Annotated in this window: 15 protein-coding genes and 5 tRNA genes; all 20 read left to right on the top strand. The window is 41.7% G+C overall.

Going from position 1 to position 13,808, the window contains the following annotated elements; all coding sequences use genetic code 11:
- Nucleotides 1–4: 4 nt before the first annotated feature.
- The 20 genes from F952_RS01650 (at nucleotide 5) to rplL (ending at nucleotide 13,696) form a co-directional block, all read left to right on the top strand.
- Nucleotides 5–445: an acyl-CoA thioesterase gene (locus F952_RS01650; protein ID WP_004920640.1), complete on the top strand. Its 441-nt coding sequence runs from the start codon at nucleotides 5–7 to the stop codon at nucleotides 443–445.
- A 206-nt stretch (nucleotides 446–651) separates the two neighbouring features.
- Nucleotides 652–978: an H-NS histone family protein gene (locus F952_RS01645; RefSeq protein WP_004920639.1), complete on the top strand. Its 327-nt coding sequence runs from the start codon at nucleotides 652–654 to the stop codon at nucleotides 976–978.
- Nucleotides 979–1,140: 162 nt separating this feature from the next.
- Entirely contained in the window at nucleotides 1,141–1,884 is a 744-nt protein-coding gene (gene gspN, locus F952_RS01640; RefSeq protein WP_004920637.1) for a type II secretion system protein N, read from the top strand.
- Nucleotides 1,884–2,729: a type II secretion system protein N gene (locus tag F952_RS01635; RefSeq protein WP_004920634.1), complete on the top strand. Its 846-nt coding sequence runs from the start codon at nucleotides 1,884–1,886 to the stop codon at nucleotides 2,727–2,729. The genes gspN and F952_RS01635 overlap by 1 nt, the downstream gene beginning before the upstream one ends.
- Nucleotides 2,730–2,769: 40 nt before the next feature.
- Nucleotides 2,770–5,088, top strand: coding sequence for a type II secretion system secretin GspD (gene gspD, locus F952_RS01630; protein ID WP_004920631.1), 2,319 nt, complete (start codon nucleotides 2,770–2,772; stop codon nucleotides 5,086–5,088).
- Between the two features lie 69 nt (nucleotides 5,089–5,157).
- Complete coding sequence (locus tag F952_RS01625; RefSeq protein WP_004920630.1) at nucleotides 5,158–5,811, top strand: FHA domain-containing protein; 654 nt, start codon at nucleotides 5,158–5,160, stop codon at nucleotides 5,809–5,811.
- A gap of 72 nt (nucleotides 5,812–5,883) precedes the next feature.
- A complete protein-coding gene (locus F952_RS01620; protein WP_004920627.1) occupies nucleotides 5,884–6,549 on the top strand; it encodes a phosphoglycolate phosphatase in 666 nt (221 codons plus the stop codon).
- Nucleotides 6,550–6,652: 103 nt separating this feature from the next.
- Nucleotides 6,653–8,146 carry an anthranilate synthase component I gene (gene trpE, locus F952_RS01615; protein WP_004920622.1) on the top strand — a complete coding sequence of 498 codons (1,494 nt, stop codon included), beginning with the start codon at nucleotides 6,653–6,655 and terminating at the stop codon, nucleotides 8,144–8,146.
- Nucleotides 8,147–8,244: 98 nt separating this feature from the next.
- A tRNA-Thr gene (locus F952_RS01610) sits at nucleotides 8,245–8,320 on the top strand.
- A 53-nt stretch (nucleotides 8,321–8,373) separates the two neighbouring features.
- A tRNA-Tyr gene (locus F952_RS01605) sits at nucleotides 8,374–8,457 on the top strand.
- Between the two features lie 32 nt (nucleotides 8,458–8,489).
- Nucleotides 8,490–8,565, top strand: a tRNA-Gly gene (locus tag F952_RS01600).
- Between the two features lie 11 nt (nucleotides 8,566–8,576).
- Nucleotides 8,577–8,651: transfer RNA gene (locus tag F952_RS01595), tRNA-Thr, on the top strand.
- Between the two features lie 144 nt (nucleotides 8,652–8,795).
- Nucleotides 8,796–9,986 (top strand): elongation factor Tu, encoded by a 1,191-nt coding sequence (gene tuf, locus F952_RS01590; RefSeq protein WP_004920619.1) that lies wholly within the window; start codon nucleotides 8,796–8,798, stop codon nucleotides 9,984–9,986.
- A gap of 50 nt (nucleotides 9,987–10,036) precedes the next feature.
- Nucleotides 10,037–10,112: transfer RNA gene (locus F952_RS01585), tRNA-Trp, on the top strand.
- 75 nt (nucleotides 10,113–10,187) lie between these two features.
- Entirely contained in the window at nucleotides 10,188–10,628 is a 441-nt protein-coding gene (gene secE / locus F952_RS01580; protein ID WP_004920616.1) for a preprotein translocase subunit SecE, read from the top strand.
- 7 nt (nucleotides 10,629–10,635) lie between these two features.
- Nucleotides 10,636–11,169 carry a transcription termination/antitermination protein NusG gene (nusG, locus tag F952_RS01575; RefSeq protein WP_004920613.1) on the top strand — a complete coding sequence of 178 codons (534 nt, stop codon included), beginning with the start codon at nucleotides 10,636–10,638 and terminating at the stop codon, nucleotides 11,167–11,169.
- Between the two features lie 117 nt (nucleotides 11,170–11,286).
- The gene (rplK, locus tag F952_RS01570; protein WP_004718484.1) at nucleotides 11,287–11,715 is read left to right on the top strand and encodes a 50S ribosomal protein L11; all 429 of its coding nucleotides are present in this window, start codon (nucleotides 11,287–11,289) and stop codon (nucleotides 11,713–11,715) included.
- A 3-nt stretch (nucleotides 11,716–11,718) separates the two neighbouring features.
- Nucleotides 11,719–12,414 carry a 50S ribosomal protein L1 gene (gene rplA / locus F952_RS01565; protein WP_004920610.1) on the top strand — a complete coding sequence of 232 codons (696 nt, stop codon included), beginning with the start codon at nucleotides 11,719–11,721 and terminating at the stop codon, nucleotides 12,412–12,414.
- A 361-nt stretch (nucleotides 12,415–12,775) separates the two neighbouring features.
- Complete coding sequence (rplJ, locus tag F952_RS01560) at nucleotides 12,776–13,282, top strand: 50S ribosomal protein L10 (RefSeq protein WP_004920606.1); 507 nt, start codon at nucleotides 12,776–12,778, stop codon at nucleotides 13,280–13,282.
- Between the two features lie 48 nt (nucleotides 13,283–13,330).
- Nucleotides 13,331–13,696, top strand: coding sequence for a 50S ribosomal protein L7/L12 (gene rplL / locus F952_RS01555; protein WP_004920605.1), 366 nt, complete (start codon nucleotides 13,331–13,333; stop codon nucleotides 13,694–13,696).
- Nucleotides 13,697–13,808: the final 112 nt, after the last annotated feature.

The raw sequence follows: 13,808 nt of genomic DNA, 5'->3' as shown, positions 1-13,808 counted from the left end.
AAACATGATGGAGTTCTCATTTTATCCTGTGATACATGAGCAAGCTGTGGCTTGGGGAGATATGGACGCTTTTGGTCATGTCAATAATGTCATGTATTACCGTTATATAGAAAGCGCTCGAATTTATTATATGCAGTCCCTCGATATCTTCTCCAAAGATATATATACCGTTGTTGCATCAAATCAGTGCAAATATTTACGGCCAGTATTTTATCCCGATACGCTAAAAATAGCTGTGAGAATAGAAGAACTCAGAAAGAGTGGTTTTCGTATGGTATATCAATTATGGAGCGTGCAACAAAATCAACTTGTTGCCACAGCGGAAGCCATCATTGTGGTAGTAGATAAACATGATTTAAAAAAGACACTTATTCCTGAGTATATAAAAAATAAAATTATAGAGATAGAAAATAATGTTAATCATCCGATTGTCTTTTCTGAGTGATGTTATTTAAGTCAAACTTAAGTTTTGTATAAATAATGAAAGTAATGAATCAAATCGATTTATTTAAATAAATCGATGTTTTAAGATGTTGTGATTACTTGATTATTCAAAGCAATATAAATAGTATTGCTTTGAATTTAATTCAAAGAATTATTTTTTTATTTGTCTGTCGTCTAAAAGTTTTTTTAAATCGGAGTGGGTTCTAAATGAAACCAGATATTAGTGAGCTATCAGTAGAAGAGTTGAAACGTTTGCAAGAAGAAGCAGAAGCTTTAATTGCGACGAAAAAAGATCAGGCAATTGAAGATGCGTATAATCAATTACTTGAAGTTGCAGAAAATGTAGGTTATACCGTTGAACAGCTACTTGAATATGGTGCTCAAAAACGTAAAAAAACAACACGTAAATCTGTTGAGCCACGTTACCGCAATAAACACAATGCTGAAGAAACCTGGACAGGTCGTGGTAAGCAACCACGCTGGTTAGTTGCTGAACTTGAAAAAGGTGCAAAATTAGAAGATTTCCTGATCTAATTTCATCATTTGGTCATGAATGACCAATATGCTTAATAAAACCAAGCTTGAATGCTTGGTTTTTTTATACAAGTGAATTGGCGATGATGGAAAAGTATGCATAATGTCTGATAGGGGAAACTCTGATAACAGGACGGTACAGTGCATAATGGTAATGACTGAATGAAGAAAAAGTCGAAACAATTAAAATGGTGGATATTTGCAGTCGTTGCATTTGTACTATTTGTTTTATTACAAATTCCGGCCAACTGGTTAATTTCAAAGTTTTCAAAAAATAATCAAGTTTTAACCAATGTGAGCGGTAACATTTGGCAAGGACAAGCCGACTGGCGTAAAGATCAATTACATGGCTCGGTTCACTGGACGATTCGTCCTCTAGATATTTTTTTATTAAGACTGGGGGCTCAGGTCGAAATTCATAGCGCCGATACTCAGCTCGACGGTATTATTGGTTATGGCTTTGGGAAAAAACTCATTATACGTCAGCTCAATGGGCAGGTTTCACCGGAAACGCTAAAAAGCTTAGTCAATTGGCAATGGCCAAGTAACAGTATCCAATTGAATAATATTAAATTTAATTATCAAAAAGCAAAAGGCTTTAGTGATGCCGATGGTCAGCTCAACTGGGGCGGTGGTGCATTGGTATATAACTTTGCGCAGCGTCAAGAGCGGATGAATATGCCTTCCCTACAGGGAAAATTACAAAATCAGGATGCGCGTTTAGAGTTTGATATTCGAGATCAGCGTAATCAGAAAATGGTGAACTTACTTTTAGATCCTGATTTGATGCTGGATGTCCGATTAACCCAACGCTTTTTGTTGAATGTTCCTTCTTACGATGGTAAAGCTGGACTCGATACTTATGTCATTAGTAGTAGGCAACCGCTGTTAGGGGGTGCAAACTAATGTTTAAGTCCCTGATGCAGTATGTTCAAGATAAACCATGGCAACATCTAGATCGCTTGGCTTCTGTGACTTTAGCTGTTTTAATCTTGTGGTTATGCTGGAAATTGGCTGCTTTATTTTGGTTGCTTCTTGCTCCGCCACAAGTGATGCAATTTGAGCGTGTTCAATTGGGTTCGCAACAGGCACAAATTCCAAATATTAGTAGCTTTGCTTTATTTAATGAGCCAAACGTGACTAATAATGCCAATGATCAGCAGAATTTTGAACTGCAAGGGGTGATGCTGGCTTATCCAGCGCGTTTTTCATCGGCAGTGATTAAAGGTAAGGAGAATGCAGATCGCTACCGTATTGGTGATGCCGTAGATAACAGTTCGTATCAGTTGGCAGAAGTATATTGGGATCATGTGGTGCTCAGACAGTCAAATGGTGCAACGCGCGAAATTCGTTTTAAGGGAATGGAAAAAGGCCTTTATCAACCCATCGTGCCTCCTGCCTCTGCGACGACTTCAACCACAAATGATGAACATCCATCTTCACCACCTTCGGCAAGTTCTGCAATTGGTCAAGCCATACAGCAAATGCAGCAGAATCGAGATCAATATTTGCAAAATATGGGTGTAAGTAATTCGGGTGAAGGCTATGAGGTCACAGACCGAACACCTTCTGCACTCAAAAATACGTTGGGTTTAAGGGCGGGTGATCGTATATTGTCTGTCAATGGACAACGTGTGGGGCAGGGACAAAATGATGTGCAGCTTTTGGAGCAAGCGCGTCGTGATGGACAAGTGAAAATAGAAATAAAACGTGGTGATCAGGTGATGACCATCCAGCAAAGTTTTAAGTGATACCAGATGATCATCATAATTTCAGGAAATATAACAGGCTATGGCTTTATTTAATCATCGTCCGCTTTGGGCTTTAGTGGCAGCAGCTCCAATGATGGCTGTGATCAGTACAAGTGCTTATGCTCAAACATGGAAAATTAATCTGCGGGATGCAGATTTAACTGCTTTTATCAATGAAGTGGCTGATATTACTGGTAAAAATTTTGCAATAGACCCTCGAGTTCGTGGAAACGTTACAGTGATTTCCAATAAGCCGTTAAATCGGGATGAGGTATATGATCTATTTTTGGGGGTGCTTAATGTCAATGGTGTCGTGGCAATCCCTTCTGGTAATACCATTAAACTTGTACCCGACAGTAATGTAAAAAATGCGGGCGTGCCTTACGATATGCGCAATCGCGCGCGTGGAGATCAAGTGGTTACGCGAGTGATTTGGGTTGAAAATACCAATCCCAATGATTTGATCCCTGCTTTACGCCCACTCATGCCACAATTTGCCAACTTGGCTGCCGTGGCTGGAACCAATGCGCTCATCGTTTCAGATCGTGCTTCCAATATCGCGCAGCTTGAAACTATTATTCGCAATCTGGATGGTACAGGGCAAAATGATGTTGAAGCCATTGCACTGCAAAACAGTCAGGCTGAAGAAATCATTGGTTTACTAGAGTCCATGAGTTCGACAGGCGCATCTAAAGATTTAAATGGATCCCGTGTGCGGATTATCGCAGATACACGAACCAATCGTATTTTGATTAAAGGTGATCCAGGTACACGTAAGCGAATCCGCCATATGATTGAGACGCTAGATGTACCTTCTGCAGACCGTTTGGGTGGTTTGAAGGTTTTTCGTTTGAAGTATGCAAGTGCTAAAAGTCTGGCTGAAATTCTACAAGGCTTGGTGACAGGGCAGTCGAGTTCTTCTTCAAATAATGCATCGGGTAATCAAAATTCTCGAACAGGTTCTAATAATTCAATTAGTAGTCTGATTGGAAATACGGCTAGCAATAATTCGACTACAGGTACAAATAGCGGCTCTGTTGCTGGCTCTTCAATTAATTTAAATAGTACTAATAATAACAATCAAAACTCGATCACCAGTTTTAACAATAATGGAGTGAGCATCATTGCTGATAGTGCTCAAAATGCATTAGTTGTGAAAGCCGATCCGCAATTGATGCGTGAAATTGAGGCCGCGATTCAGCAGCTAGATGTTCGACGCGAACAAGTTCTGATTGAAGCGGCAATCATTGAAGTTTCAGGTGACGACAGTGACCAATTAGGTATTCAATGGGCTTTGGGTGATTTAAACAGCGGTGTGGGTTTGCTGAGTTTTAGCAATGTAGGCGCGAGTCTGGCATCAATTGCGGCGGGTTATGCTTCGACTGGAACAGCAGGCGCTGCTGCTGCGATTGCCAGTGGAACAAATAGTGGGAATGGCGCTACCTTTGCTGTTGGTGACTTTAGTAATTCACGTAAAGCATATGGTGCATTGATTCAGGCATTAAAATCAAATACCAAGTCCAATGTGTTGTCTACGCCATCTATTGTGACCATGGACAATGAAGAAGCGTATATTGTGGTGGGTCAGAACGTTCCTTTTGTCACGGGTTCTGTATCTACAGGATCTACAGGAACGATCAACCCTTACACCACGGTTGAACGTAAGGATGTGGGGGTAACGCTAAAAGTTATTCCACACATTGGGGAAAATGGCACAGTTCGTCTGGAAGTAGAGCAAGAAGTTTCTGATGTTCAAAGCAGTAAAGGTCAGGCCACAGACTTGGTGACCAACAAACGCGCCATTAAAACCGCAGTACTTGCTGAGCATGGACAGACCGTAGTATTGGGGGGGTTAATTTCTGATAATACCAGCCTTACCCGTCAGGGCATACCGGGTTTAAGCAATATTCCTTATTTGGGACGTTTGTTTAGAGCAGATTCTAAGAGTAATGAAAAACGAAATTTGTTGGTTTTCATTCATCCAACCATTATCGGTGATGCTGAAGATGTACGTCGGATTTCACAGCAACGTTATAATCAGCTTTACAGTTTGCAATTGTCGATGGATCGTAATGGAAATTTTGCAAAACTACCTGAAAATGTGGATCAGATTTATCAGCAGGCCTCTGTACCCGCAGTTGTAAAATCCAAACAAAGTAACTATCAGCAAGTTTCAACTACACCTGTAGTCACGGTTCAGACACCCGTTGCATCATCAGCCAGAGAAAATGTGACTCGTAAAGGTGTTTCCTATGCCTTACCTGTACAACCAACGGCAAAGCAACAGTTGCCAACTCAGCCAGATGTTGAACGGACAAAAAATACGGTGACTACGACAACATTGCGCCCAGCATCGTAACAGGATACACAATCAAGCCTAAAAGAAGCGTGCTATGATGTTGATGAATCACAATAAGAGACATAAATGATGACTTGGAAACTACAAGCTGTTACAGGTGAATTTACAGGACAAGAGATCACTGTTGAGCATGATATGCTCGTCGGGCGTCATCAAGATGCTGATTTGTTGCTACAAGCTGCAGAGATTTCTCGTAAACACGCTGCACTTTTGCTGCAAAATGATCAGCTTTGGGTTCAAGACCTTAACTCCTCAAATGGTACGTTCGTAAACGATATTCGTATTGAGCAAGAAGTTCAGTTACATGATGGTGATTTTGTTCAATTTGCAAGTCTTAAATTTTCAGTATTGGCACCAAATCCAGAATTAATCGTTGATTTACCAGAAGTCGAAATAGAACCTGTTAATGCAACAGATCAGCAAACCCTGACAACACCTGCACAAGAGATGGCTGACAAAGGGATGCCGAGCCTCAATGAGCGTGACACAGATGTGACCGTCAATCGTGAAGGTATGCCGCAGAATATTGTGACACCAAAACCTGCACCTATTCCTGAAGGTGTAGACATTAAAGCAGTCCCAGAACCTGAGCCTGTTGCAATCAAACAGCCTCCTTCTTCTGTAGAACAGGAAAAAGAACAGCAAAAGAATGCCTCTGTTGGGCTGTTTACAATTATTACACTCATTATTCTTGCTGTAGTCGCTTGGTTGTTTTTTAAATAATCTTGCCTGAGCTAGACAAACGTCTGTAAAGGCATGCGAAAAGCATGCCTTTACTTTTTTATAAGGTGCAATATGTCTTTAGTACAATTAGAACGTCGTCAACTGGTCTTGTTTGATCTAGATGGAACATTGGTCGATACAGCATCAGATATGTATCGTGCGATGAATCTGACTTTGGATCATCTGGGGTGGTCTCGTGTTACAGAAGCTCAAATTCGCCAATGGGTTGGACAGGGTACTGGCAAGTTATGCGATGCAGTTTTAAAACATTTGTTTGAAGAAGTAGAACCTGCAAAGCATCAAATGCTGTTAACCACTTATCTCGAAATTTATGCACAAGAGTTGTGTGTGACCAGTCGCTTATTTGAAGGTGTGCAAGCATTTCTTGATGAGTGTAAGGCGCGTAAAATCGAGATGGCTTGTGTAACCAACAAGCCTGAGCAATTGGCGAGAAATTTATTGGAAACACTTAAGATTGGCGATTACTTTGACTTGGTCGTGGGTGGGGATACTTTGCCTGTACGAAAACCAGACCCGCTTCCATTGCTACATAGTGTGCAGGTGATGAAGACCACTATTGAGAATACCTTGATGATCGGTGATTCAAAAAATGATGTTGAAGCAGCCAGACGTGCGGGTATCGATTGTATTGTAGTCAGCTATGGCTATAATCATGGAGAAAATATTTATGATAGTCATCCGCAAGAAGTTGTGGATCGTCTGGATCAATTGATTTAATCATTGAGGAGTGGGGAATGTATCACCTTATGGTTTTTCGATGGCGATAATCGCGTCTTAAATCACCTTTATCGTACTTAACTTAAAACCATCGAGAATACTCATGACATCACTAACTCAATTTGAACAACTAAAATCAGCGGGTTATAACCTTATCCCTGTATATCGCCAACGCTTAGCCGATACAGATACGCCATTGTCTGTATTTGCGCGTTTAAAACAACATCAACAAGCTTATCTTTTTGAATCTGTCGAAGGTGGCGAAAACTGGGCAAGATATTCAATTATTGGACTGGGTGAATCAATCGTATTTTCCTGTAATGCAGGACGGCTCACGATCAAATCGGTAGATGGCTCGATAGATACCCAGCCATGTGCAGATCCCTTTCAATATATCCGTGATTTTCAAGCGCAGTTTAAAGTACCCACCCAGCAAGATTTACCCGCACTGCCTAATTTTACTGGCGGCTTGGTGGGTTACTTTGGTTATGACGCAGTACGTTATATTGAGCCAAGGTTAAAGAATGTGCCTGAGGCGGATCCCGTTGGACTGCCAGACTTATGGATGATGTTGTCTAAAACCGTCATTGTATTTGATAACTTAAAAGATACTTTGTTTTTAATCGTACATGCAGATGTTAATGATACAGAGGCTTATGCCAAGGCTCAGCAACAGCTGGATGAGATTGAGGCATTATTGGCTATGCCAATCAGCTTGGTTGCTAAAAAACATACCGCTCCGCATTTTGAGTCACTGACTGGGCATGACAAATTCCTTGAGTCAATTGAGAAAGTTAAAGAATATATCCGTGCTGGTGATGTGATGCAGGTTGTTCCTGGGCATCGTATGGTGTCGGATTTTGATGGTGAGCCTTTACAGGTTTATCGTGCATTACGACATCTCAATCCATCACCATATTTATTTTTGGTGCAAGGGCAGACCCTTTTAGATCAAAAGCCGTTTCATATCGTAGGTTCTTCACCGGAAATTCTTTCTCGACTCGAAAATGGGATCGCGACTGTACGTCCGCTTGCAGGTACACGTCCACGAGGAAAAACCAAAGAAGAAGATTTGGCGCTTGAAAAAGATTTGCTTTCTGATGAAAAAGAGATTGCGGAACATTTAATGCTGATTGATTTAGGCCGTAATGATGTGGGGCGTGTCTCGAAAATCGGTAAAGTGCAAGTGACTGATCAAATGGTGATCGAACGTTATTCACATGTCATGCATATTGTTTCCAATGTACAAGGTGAAGTGTTGGATGATGTCGATGCTTTGGATGTTTTTAAGGCAACTTTTCCAGCAGGCACGCTTTCAGGTGCCCCAAAGATTCGTGCAATGGAAATTATTGACGAAGTTGAGCCGGTAAAACGTGGAATTTTTGGTGGTGCAGTGGGTTATTTGGGCTGGCATGGCGAAATGGACATGTCGATTGCGATCAGAACCTGTGTTATTCGTGAAAATAAGGTCTATGTACAGGCTGGCGCAGGGTTGGTTGTCGACTCAAATCCTGAATCAGAGTGGAATGAAACCCAAATAAAAGCTCGCGCAGTGATCAAAGCGGTTGAATTATCGTCAAACGGATTGATTTTATGAGTTTTTGAGGTTTTTTTTGCAAAAAACACTTGCAAGGATTCTGAGTTTTGCTAAACTGCACACCGTTCCGATACGAAACGTACGAAACACTAAGAAACGCCGGCATAGCTCAGTTGGTAGAGCAACTGACTTGTAATCAGTAGGTCCACAGTTCGAATCCGTGTGCCGGCACCATCTTAAGGTTTTGTGTTATAATGTTGAAGAACGACACTGAAAGTAAGTGTAAAGGTGAGATTCCCGAGCGGTCAAAGGGAGCAGACTGTAACTCTGCCACGAAAGTTTCGAAGGTTCGAATCCTTCTCTCACCACCATTACTTCGATAAGTGGTAATTACCAACATTAAGCGGGAGTAGCTCAGTTGGTAGAGCGGTAGCCTTCCAAGCTACATGTCGCGAGTTCGACCCTCGTCTCCCGCTCCATCGAAGATGATGCTCTTATAGCTCAGTGGTAGAGCACTCCCTTGGTAAGGGAGAGGTCTCGAGTTCAAATCTCGATAAGAGCTCCAGATACAATTTGGTAGATTATTCTACACCAGTTTCTCAAAAGCAGGCTTATTAGTCTGCTTTTCAAGTATTAGGTGTCTAGTTTTTTAGACGATTGTCGATGCTGAGTTGTTTAACTCGTGTTCGACATAAACGAGGAAGAGCAAATGGCTAAGGCTAAGTTTGAACGTAATAAGCCACACGTAAACGTGGGTACAATTGGTCACGTCGACCATGGTAAAACAACTTTAACTGCTGCAATTGCAACAATTTGTGCAAAAACTTACGGCGGTGAAGCTAAAGACTACGCAGCAATCGATTCTGCACCAGAAGAAAAAGCACGTGGTATTACAATTAATACTTCACACGTAGAATACGATTCTCCTATTCGTCACTACGCTCACGTAGACTGCCCAGGCCACGCCGACTACGTTAAAAACATGATTACTGGTGCTGCTCAGATGGACGGCGCGATCCTTGTTTGTGCTGCGACTGACGGTCCTATGCCACAAACTCGTGAGCACATCCTTCTTTCTCGTCAGGTAGGTGTACCTTACATCGTTGTATTCTTGAACAAATGCGACCTTGTAGACGACGAAGAGCTTCTTGAGCTTGTAGAAATGGAAGTTCGTGAACTTCTTTCTACTTATGACTTCCCAGGTGATGACACACCTATCATCCGTGGTTCAGCGCTTGCTGCACTTAATGGTGATGCTGGTCAATATGGCGAATCAGCTGTACTTTCACTTGTTGAAGCACTTGATTCTTATATTCCAGAACCAGAACGTGCTATCGATAAAGCATTCTTGATGCCAATCGAAGATGTATTCTCTATTTCTGGTCGTGGTACAGTGGTAACAGGTCGTGTAGAATCTGGTATCGTTAAAGTCGGCGAAGAAGTTGAAATCGTTGGTATCAAAGATACAGTTAAAACAACTGTAACTGGTGTAGAAATGTTCCGTAAACTTCTTGACGAAGGTCGTGCGGGCGAGAACTGTGGTGTTCTTTTACGTGGTACTAAGCGTGAAGACGTACAACGTGGTCAAGTACTTGCTAAACCAGGTACAATCAAGCCGCACACTAAATTCGATGCAGAAGTATATGTACTTTCTAAAGAAGAAGGTGGTCGTCATACTCCGTTCCTTAACGGTTACCGTCCACAGTTCTACTTCCGTACAACTGACGTAACTGGCGCAATCCAATTACAAGACGGCGTTGAAATGGTTATGCCAGGTGACAACGTTGAAATGTCAGTAGAACTAATTCACCCAATCGCAATGGACCCAGGTCTACGTTTTGCGATCCGTGAAGGTGGTCGTACAGTTGGTGCTGGTGTAGTTGCGAAAGTAACTGCATAACCGCTAATATGTTTGTTCTAACCGAGAGTTTAGGCTCTCGGTTTGTTTATAGGTCAGTAGTTCAATTGGTAGAGCGTCGGTCTCCAAAACCGAATGTTGGGGGTTCGAGTCCCTCCTGGCCTGCCATTTTTTCTAAATAAAAAGCTTGATGCTGGCTTAACTGTCATATAATAAGTCGCGAATTCTACGACGAGTACAAAAATGTCGAATGATAAATCGCGTGACGCATTAAGCGACGCGCCAATTCCTCAACGAAATAACTCTGCCGAAGTAGTCACTTCTGGTTCTCCATTAGACGTGGTGCTATGGGTCATTGCACTGGCATTATTGATTGGTGCCGCGATGGTGAATCAATATTTACCAGCCTACTGGCCACCAGCAAATAATATTTGGGTGCGCGTTGGTGTAATTTTGGCTTGTATCGTCGTCGCTTTAGGTTTATTATACGCCACCCATCAAGGTAAGGGCTTTATTCGTTTGCTGAAAGATGCGCGAATCGAGTTGCGTCGAGTAACTTGGCCGACCAAGCAAGAAACAGTGACTACATCTTGGCAAGTGCTGTTGGTCGTAGTCATTACATCCATTGTATTATGGTGTTTTGATTATGGTTTAGGCTGGTTAATTAAGTTGATTATCGGGTAAGAGAGCTATGAAACGTTGGTACATTATTCATGCCTATTCAGGTTATGAAAAACAAGTGATGCGTTCACTTAATGATCGAATCCAGCGTAGCGCTGTTGCTGATAGTTTTGGTGAAGTCCTTGTTCCTACCGAAGAAGTGGTAGAGATGAAGGATGGTAAGAAACGTAAATCAGAGCGTAAATTCTTTCCTGGCTATGTGTTAGTCGAAATGGAAATGAATGATGAAACTTGGCACATTGTTAAAGAATGTCCAAAAGTATTAGGTTTCATCGGTGGTACAGCTGAAAAGCCAGCACCAATTACGCAAAAAGAAGCTGATGCGATTCTTGCACGTGTACACAATAAAGGTGAAGCACCTCGTCCTAAGACGATGTTTGAGCCGGGTGAAGAATTATTGGTTATTGACGGTCCATTCACAGACTTTAAAGGAGTCGTGGAGGAAGTTCAGTACGAAAAATCACGTTTAACGTTGACGATTAATGTATTTAATCGACCAACTCAAGTTGAATTGGAATTTCGCCAAGTCGAAAAAACAATTTAATTTGCACTGTTTGAAAGCGCCCGATTTGTTATGGATCGGGCATTGTTGTTGTAACGGTATCGTTACTTGAAATGTTGGGGAGCTCTAAAAGGCGTTTGTACCCAGAGGTAATTTGAAATGGCTAAGAAGATTGACGGCTATATCAAGCTGCAAGTTCCAGCTGGTAAAGCGAATCCATCTCCACCGATTGGTCCTGCACTAGGTCAACGTGGTGTTAACATCATGGCATTCTGTAAAGAATTCAATGCTGCTACACAAAAAGTTGAACAAGGTCTTCCAATTCCTGTAGTGATTACTGTGTACAACGATAAGTCGTTCACATTCATCATGAAAACTCCACCTGCTGCGATTCTTCTTAAGAAAGCTGCTGGTATCCAAAAGGGTTCTGCTGTACCAAACAAAACTAAAGTTGGTAAGTTGACTCGCGCTCAGTTAGAAGAAATTGCGACTACTAAAGAACCAGATTTAACTGGTGCTGATTTAGACGCACGTGTACGTACCATTGCTGGTTCTGCGCGTTCTATGGGCTTGGAAGTGGAGCTATAAGACATGGCAAAGTTAACTAAACGTCAAAAAGCCATTGCTGCAGCTATTGAAGCAAACAAAGTTTACACTTTGGAAGAAGCAGTACAAGTTCTTAGCAGCCTACCTGCTGCAAAATTCAAAGAATCTTTGGATGTTGCGGTAAACCTAGGTGTTGATCCTCGTAAATCTGACCAAGTTGTTCGTGGCGCGACTACACTTCCTGCAGGTACTGGTAAAACTGTACGTGTTGCTGTGTTTGCTCAAGGCGCTGCTGCTGAAGCTGCTAAAGCTGAAGGCGCGGACATCGTTGGTTTTGATGATCTTGCTGAAAGCATTCAAGCGGGTAACTTAGACTTCGACGTTGTGATTGCTGCTCCAGATGCAATGCGTGTTGTTGGTAAGTTAGGTACGATCCTTGGTCCACGTGGCTTAATGCCAAACCCTAAAGTGGGTACTGTAACTCCTGACGTAGCAACTGCAGTTAAAAATGCAAAAGCTGGTCAAGCACGTTACCGTGTAGACAAAGCGGGTATCATCCACGCTGCGATTGGTCAAGTAGGTTTTACTGCTGAAGCAATCCGTCAAAACGTTGAAACCTTAGTTGCAGACTTGAAAAAGTTAAAACCTGCGACTTCTAAAGGTATCTACATCCAAAAGATCACTTTGAGCTCAACTATGGGTCCTGGTCTTGTTGTTGATGTACAAAACGTTTCTAAATAATTATTTTTCAATAATTATATTGCGATAAAAGAATTTTAAAGTCCTGAGTAAAATTTGAAGTGTTACTTCAAATTTTACGCAAGAAAGAGTGATGACTTCTATTGAGGTTGAGCTTTTCTTCTTGTGGATTGATAAAGCATTGCTTTGTTGATCATCAGGCGGACTTTGAATTGATAGATGTAAATTTATCAGCGTCAAAGACCTCAGGCGAGGGGAGTCTTCGGATTCGCTTCTTAAAATACCAGTCTGAGTAGACGCGGTGGTGTGATTGATTCCTCCTCCGCGTGTAAGTCAAGAGATTGATTTACGAATTGGGAGTGCAGTCCGTGGATTGCATAAATCACCGTTAGGAGGTTTTACAATGGCTCTTCTTATCGAAGACAAAAAACAGATCGTTGCGGAAGTAAATGAAGTTGCTTCTACCGCGTTTGCTGCTGTTGTTGCTGACTACCAAGGTTTAACAGTTGAACAATTGACTACACTTCGTGTTGAAGCTCGTAAGCTTGGTGTTGCTACACGTGTTGTACGTAACACTTTGGCTAAACGTGCTTTCGAAGGTACTCAATTTGATATCTTAGACGAAAACCTTGTTGGTCCAACTATTCTAGCTTTTTCAACTTCTGAAGATGACATGGGCGCAGCTGCTCGCTTGTTTGAAGAATTTGCTAAAACGAACAAAGCATTTGAACTTAAAGCTGCTGCATTTGACGGCAAACTTTATCAAGGTGCTGACGTTAGCGTTATCGCGAATCTTCCGAACCAAGAAAAAGCACTTACTATGCTTGCCAATGTTCTTCAAGCTCCTATTTCGAAATTGGGTCGCCTTATTACAGCGCTCAAAGAGAAAAACGAGTCAGAAGCTGCATAAGCTTAATAAATTTCACACACCATTCAATATCCATTTGGAGTTATTCTCATGGCTTTAACTAACGAAGAAATCTTAAACGCAGTTGCTGAAAAAACTGTTCTTGAACTTGTTGAACTTATCTCTGCTTTCGAAGAGAAATTCAACGTATCAGCTGCTGCTGTAGCTGTAGCTGCAGGTCCTGCTGTTGCTGCTGTTGAAGAGCAATCAGAATTCAATGTTGAATTGACTTCTTTCGGTGCTAACAAAGTTGCTGTAATTAAAGCAGTACGTGAAGTTACTGGTCTTGGCTTGAAAGAAGCTAAAGACTTAGTAGAAGGCGCTCCTTCAAATCTTAAAGAAGGCGTTTCTAAAGAAGAAGCTGAAGAACTTAAGAAAAAACTTGAAGAAACTGGTGCTACAGTTACTGTTAAGTAATTTCGCTAGGGGTCGAATTTTAATTTGACCCCAAAAATTGGCTGATGGCTCTTGGGTCATCAGCCTTTTTGCGTTACAATAATCGGCTCGATTTTAGATTGATTGGTAGAAA

It is taken from the genome of Acinetobacter baylyi DSM 14961 = CIP 107474 (assembly GCF_000368685.1).
GTDB classification, from domain to species: domain Bacteria; phylum Pseudomonadota; class Gammaproteobacteria; order Pseudomonadales; family Moraxellaceae; genus Acinetobacter; species Acinetobacter baylyi.
The sequence above is the reverse complement of the archived record's forward strand: the minus strand, read 5'-3'. Positions and strand labels throughout refer to the sequence as shown.